At 67.8% G+C, this 6,107-nt stretch carries 5 protein-coding genes and 1 pseudogene; 5 read left to right on the top strand and 1 reads right to left on the bottom strand.

Going from position 1 to position 6,107, the window contains the following annotated elements; all coding sequences use genetic code 11:
- The first annotated feature begins 396 nt into the window (after positions 1-396).
- From EET13_RS29965 to EET13_RS22920, 5 genes and pseudogenes are all read left to right on the top strand, one after another.
- On the top strand, positions 397-618 hold the full coding sequence (locus tag EET13_RS29965; protein WP_136623231.1) for a hypothetical protein: 222 nt from the start codon (positions 397-399) through the stop codon (positions 616-618).
- A 206-nt stretch (positions 619-824) separates the two neighbouring features.
- Positions 825-2,528: a PE family protein gene (locus EET13_RS22930; RefSeq protein WP_122444420.1), complete on the top strand. Its 1,704-nt coding sequence runs from the start codon at positions 825-827 to the stop codon at positions 2,526-2,528.
- Positions 2,529-2,585: 57 nt separating this feature from the next.
- Positions 2,586-2,828: pseudogene (locus EET13_RS31890) on the top strand (DNA-formamidopyrimidine glycosylase family protein); the annotation flags it as partial.
- Between the two features lie 153 nt (positions 2,829-2,981).
- On the top strand, positions 2,982-3,449 hold the full coding sequence (locus EET13_RS31885) for a zinc finger domain-containing protein (RefSeq protein ID WP_244604064.1): 468 nt from the start codon (positions 2,982-2,984) through the stop codon (positions 3,447-3,449).
- A gap of 17 nt (positions 3,450-3,466) precedes the next feature.
- The gene (locus EET13_RS22920; RefSeq protein ID WP_211189122.1) at positions 3,467-4,216 is read left to right on the top strand and encodes an SDR family oxidoreductase; all 750 of its coding nucleotides are present in this window, start codon (positions 3,467-3,469) and stop codon (positions 4,214-4,216) included.
- An 86-nt stretch (positions 4,217-4,302) separates the two neighbouring features.
- Here EET13_RS22920 and pgi read toward each other — a convergent pair whose 3' ends face one another.
- On the bottom strand, positions 4,303-5,967 hold the full coding sequence (gene pgi, locus EET13_RS22915) for a glucose-6-phosphate isomerase (protein ID WP_122444417.1): 1,665 nt from the start codon (positions 5,965-5,967) through the stop codon (positions 4,303-4,305).
- Between the last annotated feature and the right edge of the window lie 140 nt (positions 5,968-6,107).

Below are 6,107 nucleotides of genomic sequence, written 5' to 3'. Positions count from 1 at the left end.
GTAGCCGAGGAGGTTGCCGCAGCGGCCACCGGTGGCGCCGCCGCTGGCGTTACCGCCGTTGCATCGGCCCGGACGGCGTCGCCCGCGGCGCTTGCCGGTAGTGCGGCCGCGGTTGAGCCGGCAGGGCCGACGGTGACGGCAGCACCGCCGGTCTCCGCCCCGCTCTCGGCGGTCGCCGCACCGGGGGCGTTGTCGGCGGTTCAGGTGGCGGCTTCTTCAGATGGTCCGTCGGTGAGGACAGAATCGGCGGTCTCGTCGGATACCGTGTCTGCGCCGGCGGGTGCACTCGCAAGTCTGGTGGGTCCGTCGGATGAGCAATCTATGTCGGCCGTAGCTGGTCCTTTGTGGCCGACAGCGCCGAGTGCTGCTGCGCCAACGGGGAGCAACCTCGGACCCGTGGCTAGCAGTATGGTCAGCGCCGGGCTGTTCGGTCCGGGGGGCCCGGGCGCCAACGGCGGATTGACCGCCGCCGGCCATGGCGGCGGCGGCGGCGCAGCTAATGGCGGCTTGTTCTACGGCAACGGCGCTGCGGCGATCCCGGCGGAAATGGTGCGAGCGGCGGAGGCAACACCGGCACAACCTTGTCCATCAGCCGCTTCGGCGGCCAGAGCGGGCTGATCGGGCTGATCGGCAACGGCGGTAACGCCAGCGGCGGCGCCACCGGTGGCCGCTGCGGCAACCTCCTCGGCTACCCCGGCGCGCCGGCCCCTGCAGCCGTCCTGCCCGCACGGCTTTGCTGGAACGCCCGCCCCTGGCGTTGAAAGTGCATACCATTTGCTGTTACCGGTTGCGACGAGCGTGGCCATTCTCAGGAGGGCTGCCGGATGTCGTTCGTGACCGCGTCATCGGAGCTAATGGTCTCTGCAGCAACCGATTTGGCGAGCATTGGATCGTCGATTACGCAAGCCAATGCGGTGGCGGCGGTGCCGACGGCCGGGGTGCTGGCGGCCGGCGCCGACGAAGTCTCGGCAGCTGTCGCGGCGTGGTTCGGCGCGCACGCGCAGGCATACCAGGCGCTGAGCACCCAAGCGGCAAACTTTCATCAGCAGTTCGTCCAGCTCATGAGTGCCGGCGCGGCGCAATACACCGCCGCGGAAGCGGTCAACGCCTCGCCGCTGCAGCAGGTCGCGGCCCTAATCAACGACCCGGTACTGGCGCTGACCGGACGCCCCCTGTTTGGCGACGGCGCCAATGGGGCCGCCGGCACCGGTGCAGCCGGCGGCAATGGCGGGTGGCTGTTCGGCAATGGAGGTAACGGCGGGTCCGGGGCGCCCGGCCAGGCCGGCGGTAACGGCGGGTCGGCGGGATTCGTGGGTAACGGCGGTCAGGGCGGCACCGGTGGCGTGGGGGCAAACGGCGGAGTCAACCAAGCCGGTTTTGCGGGTGCCAGGGGCGGCGACGGCGGCGCGGGCGGCTGGATCTACGGCAACGGCGGCAGCGGCGGAGTGGGCGGCATGGGCGGCAACGCCACGGGGAACGCCCTTGGTGGCAGTGGCCTGAATGGCGGCGTCGGCGGCAGTGGCGGTCTCGGCGGCGCCGGTGGACTGTTCATCGGCCATGGCGGAGCGGGTGGCAACGGCGGGATCGGCGGCATCGGCACCACCCCGAGTGTTTCCAACCAGGCTGCCGGAGTCAGCGGCGGAGGCGGCAACGGCGGAAACGGCGGCCACAGCGGTTGGCTCTACGGTGACGGTGGCGCCGGCGGAAACAGCGGCGCCGGCACTGACGGGCTGTTCAACAACGCTCGCGAGGCCATGCATGGCGGCGACAATTCCGCTGCCACCGGTGGTCGAGGCGGTGACTCCGGGCTCTTCGGCAATGGCGGCGCCGGCGGCAACGGCGGAAACGGCGGCAGCGGGGCCAACACCAACTCAAATCCCGCTCTCGCCTTCACGGCCGGCAACGGTGGTGGCGGTGCAGGCGGCGGAAGCGGCGGCACCGGCGGATTCCTCCTCGGTAACGGCGGCAACGGTGGGGTAGGCGGCAACAGCGGCACCGGCGGCAACGTTTCCACCGATGGCATTAGCACCCACATTGCGGGTAGCAGCCAACCGGCTGGCGTCGGTGGTGCGGGCGGCAGCGGCGGGCTGTTCGGCAACGGCGGTGTCGGCGGCACCGGCGGTAATGGCGGGAACGCCGGCACGGGAACCGAAAATGCCCCGCTCCCGGTAGCCGGTGCTGGCGCGACCGGCGGCGCCGGCGGCCACGGCGGGCAGTTGTTAGGTAGCGGTGGCAGGGGCGGTGACGGCGGCGTTACCGGGACCGTCGGCGCCGTGCTCGCGACCAGTAACGGCGGAGCCGGCGGCAACGGCGGGTTCTTCTGGGGCAATGGCGGCGACGGTGGCAACGCCGGTGTGACGCCCGCGCTGCCGCCTTCCCCCGTCACGGGTATCGGCGGCGCCGGCGGGAGTGCGCAGTGGAGCGGTAACGGCGGCCACGGCGGCGCCGGTGTCCTTGGGCAGCCGGGCGGCCCTGGCGGTAGCGCCGGGAAGATATTCGGCCAGCCCGGTATCGACGGCCCTCCGTAACAGGTCGGCTCAGCGGGCGGTTGGACACCTGGCTGACGCGGTCGGCAGACTGGACTGGTGCCCGAATTGCCCGAGATCGAAGCGCTGGTCGACCATTTGCGCAGGCACGCCGTCGGTTTGCCGATCGGCCGCGTCGACGTCGCCGCACTGTCGGTACTCAAGACCTTCGATCCGCCGGTCGGCGCCCTGCACGGTCGCACTGTCACGGCGGCCGAGCGGTGGGGAAAATACCTGGGCCTGCAGGCAGGCACGCTGTGGTTGATCGCTCACCTGTCGCGGGCGGGCTGGTTGCGCTGGTCGGACAAGCTGGCCGCGGCGCCGCTACGGCCGGGCAAGGGACCGGTCGCGTTGCGCGTGCATCTTGGTATCCCAGGTGAGGCAGCGGGTTTCGACCTGACCGAGGCCGGCACGCAGAAGCGCCTGGCCGTCTGGCTGGTCGACGATCCCAAGCAGGTGCCCGGTATTGCCGCGCTGGGGCCGGATGCGCTCGAACTCAGCACCGAGGATCTGGCCGGGCTACTGGCCGGCAGCACCGGCCGCATCAAGACCGTCATCACCGACCAGAAGGTGATCGCCGGCATCGGCAACGCCTACAGCGATGAAATCCTGCATGTTGCCAAGATCTCGCCGTTCGCCACCGCCGGCCAGCTCCCGGCCGGACAGCTCGCCACCCTGCACCACGCGATGGTGTCGGTGCTGGAGGACGCGGTGAATCGATCCGTCGGTCAGGGAGCAGCCATGCTCAAGGGTGAGAAGCGATCCGGGCTGCGGGTGCACGCGCGCACCGGGCTGCCGTGCCCAGTGTGCGGCGACAGCGTGCGGGAAGTTTCGTTCGCGGACAAGTCTTTTCAGTATTGTCCCACGTGTCAGACCGGCGGCAAGGTGCTGGCCGACCGGCGCATGTCGCGGCTGCTGAAGTAGCCGATATGCTCACCCGGATGACCCGTCGGAAGATCCTGATCACCGGCGCCAGCTCCGGCCTGGGCGCCGGGATGGCCCGCACCTTCGCCACCAGGGGCCGCGACCTGGCCCTGTGCGCCCGTCGCACCGATCGGCTCGACGAACTGAAAGATGAGCTGTCGCAACAGTATCCGTCGATCAAGATCGCGGTCGCGGCATTGGACGTCACTGACCACGAGCAGGTGCCCAAGGTATTCGCGGAGCTGAGCGACGAGCTGGGTGGCATTGACCGCGTCATCGTCAACGCCGGTATCGGCAAGGGCGCGCGGCTGGGGTCGGGCAAACTGTGGGCCAACAAGGCAACCATCGAGACCAATCTCGTGGCCGCGCTGGTGCAGATCGAGACGGCACTGGAGATGTTCGCCAAGAACGGCTCGGGGCATCTGGTGCTCATCTCCTCGGTGCTGGGCAACGTCGGCGTGCCGGGCGTCAAAGCCGCCTATGCAGCAAGCAAAGCCGGGCTGAGCTCGCTGGGCGCATCGCTGCGCGCGGAGTACGCCAAGGGGCACATCAAGGTTTCGCTGATCCAGCCCGGCTATATCGAGTCGGAGATGACGGCCAAATCGGCCTCCACGATGTTCATGGTGGACAGCGAAACCGGGGTCAAGGCCATCGTCGACGCCATCGAGCGCGAGCCCGGCCGGGCCGTGGTGCCGTGGTGGCCATGGGCACCGCTGGTGCAGCTCATGCGGGTGCTGCCACCGCCGCTGGCGAAGCTCTTCGCCTAACAGGCGCTTGCGCGCGTTGCGCGAGCAGACGCAAAATCCCCTCGACACGCCGCGTAAGAGGGGATTTTGCGTCTGCTCGCCGAAGGTTAGCCCGCACGCCCCCGTTCGGTGCGGTAGCGGCGCACCAGTGCGTCGGTCGAGCTGTCGGGCTGCGGCTCGGGCGAGGCGTCACCGGTGATCACCGGAAGCAATGCCTTGGCCTGTGTCTTGCCCAGCTCCACCCCCCACTGGTCGAAAGAGTCGATACCCCAGACCACGCCTTCGGTGAACACCTGGTGCTCATACAAAGCGATCAGCTGACCTAACACCGACGGCGTAAGCCGGTTGGCCAGGATCGAGGTCGACGGCCGGTTGCCGGGCATCACCTTGTGCGGAACCACATCCGCAGCGGTGCCTTCGGCGGCGATCTCCTCGGCGGTCTTCCCGAATGCCAGCACCTGGGTTTGAGCGAAGAAGTTGCTCATCAACAGGTCGTGCATGCTGCCGGTGCCCTCGACGGTCGGCAGGTCGTCGAGCGGTTGGCTGAAGCCGATGAAGTCGGCCGGCACCAGCCGGGTACCCTGATGCAGCAATTGATAGAAGGCATGCTGGCCATTGGTTCCCGGTTCGCCCCAAAAGATTTCGCCGGTGTCGGTGGTCACCGGTGTGCCGTCGGCACGGGTCGACTTGCCGTTGGACTCCATGGTCAGCTGCTGCAGATAGGCCGCGAAGCGCGCCAAGTCGTTGGAATACGGCAACACCGCGCGCGATTGCGCGCCCATGAAGTTGGAGTACCACAGGCCGATAAGACCAAGCAGCGCAGGTGCATTGGACTCCAGCGGTGCGCTGCGGAAGTGTTCGTCGACGATGTGGAACCCGGACAGAAAGTCGCCGAAGGCTTCTCGGCCGATAGCGGCCATCACCGACAGTCCGATCGCCGAATCGACCGAATACCGCCCGCCTACCCAATCCCAGAAGCCGAACATGTTGTCGGTGTTGATGCCGAAATCGTCGACCAGGCGCTTGTTGGTGGAGACGGCGACGAAATGCTTGGACACCGCCGCGTCGCCCAACGCACCGGTAAGCCAACGACGCGCGGCGGTCGCGTTGGTCAGCGTCTCCAGCGTGGAGAACGTCTTCGATGCGACAACGAAAAGTGTTGTAGCAGGGTCTAAATCGGCCAACTTCGCGATAAGGTCGGCGGGGTCGACGTTGGAGACGAAACGCGCGGAGATCCCGGCGTCGGCGTAGTGGCGCAGCGCCTGGTACACCATCACCGGGCCGAGGTCCGAACCGCCGATGCCGATGTTGACGACGGTGGTGATCCGCTTTCCGGTGGCTCCCGTCCAGTCACCACTGCGCAGCCGGTCGGTGAAGTCACCCATCGCGTCCAGCACGGCGTGTACGTCCTCGACCACGTTGCGGCCGTCGACAACCAGCTCGGCGTCGCGGGGCAGTCGCAGCGCCGTGTGCAGCACGGCGCGATCCTCAGAGGTGTTGACGTGCACACCGGAGAACATCCGGTCGCGGCGCTGCTCGAACCCTGCCGCACGGGCCAATTCGATGAGCAACCGTAGTGTCTCGCGGGTGACGCGGTGCTTGCTGTAGTCGATGTAGAGGTCGCCGACGGTGATCGTCAGATCGCGGCCGCGATCGGGGTCGTCCGCGAACAACCGCCGAAGGTGAGTTTCTCCGATCTGATCGTGGTGCTTGTGCAAGGCGTCCCAGGCCGGCGTGGCGGTGATCTCGGGAATTGGTGGTTCGGCGGTCATGATTCGACCCTAGCCCGGATTTTTCGCGGAATACCGGTGTCGTTGGGTGTTGATACGCGAAAGTGCCTGTCCTACAAGGAATGATTGGATTTGTCTAGGATTCAATCGTTCCAGTGGGAAGGCACCTCGCAGGTGAACAG

Source organism: Mycobacterium attenuatum, from assembly GCF_900566085.1.
Classification (GTDB): domain Bacteria; phylum Actinomycetota; class Actinomycetes; order Mycobacteriales; family Mycobacteriaceae; genus Mycobacterium; species Mycobacterium attenuatum.
This window is presented reverse-complemented; position numbering and strand designations above follow the sequence as displayed.

Bases quoted from the DNA above. Each gene is read 5' to 3' on its own strand.
- EET13_RS22930 (WP_122444420.1), top strand. From the start codon at position 825: ATGTCGTTCGTGACCGCGTCATCGGAGCTAATGGTCTCTGCAGCAACC.
- EET13_RS22920 (WP_211189122.1), top strand. From the start codon at position 3,467: ATGACCCGTCGGAAGATCCTGATCACCGGCGCCAGCTCCGGCCTGGGC.
- pgi (WP_122444417.1), bottom strand. From the start codon at position 5,967: ATGACCGCCGAACCACCAATTCCCGAGATCACCGCCACGCCGGCCTGG.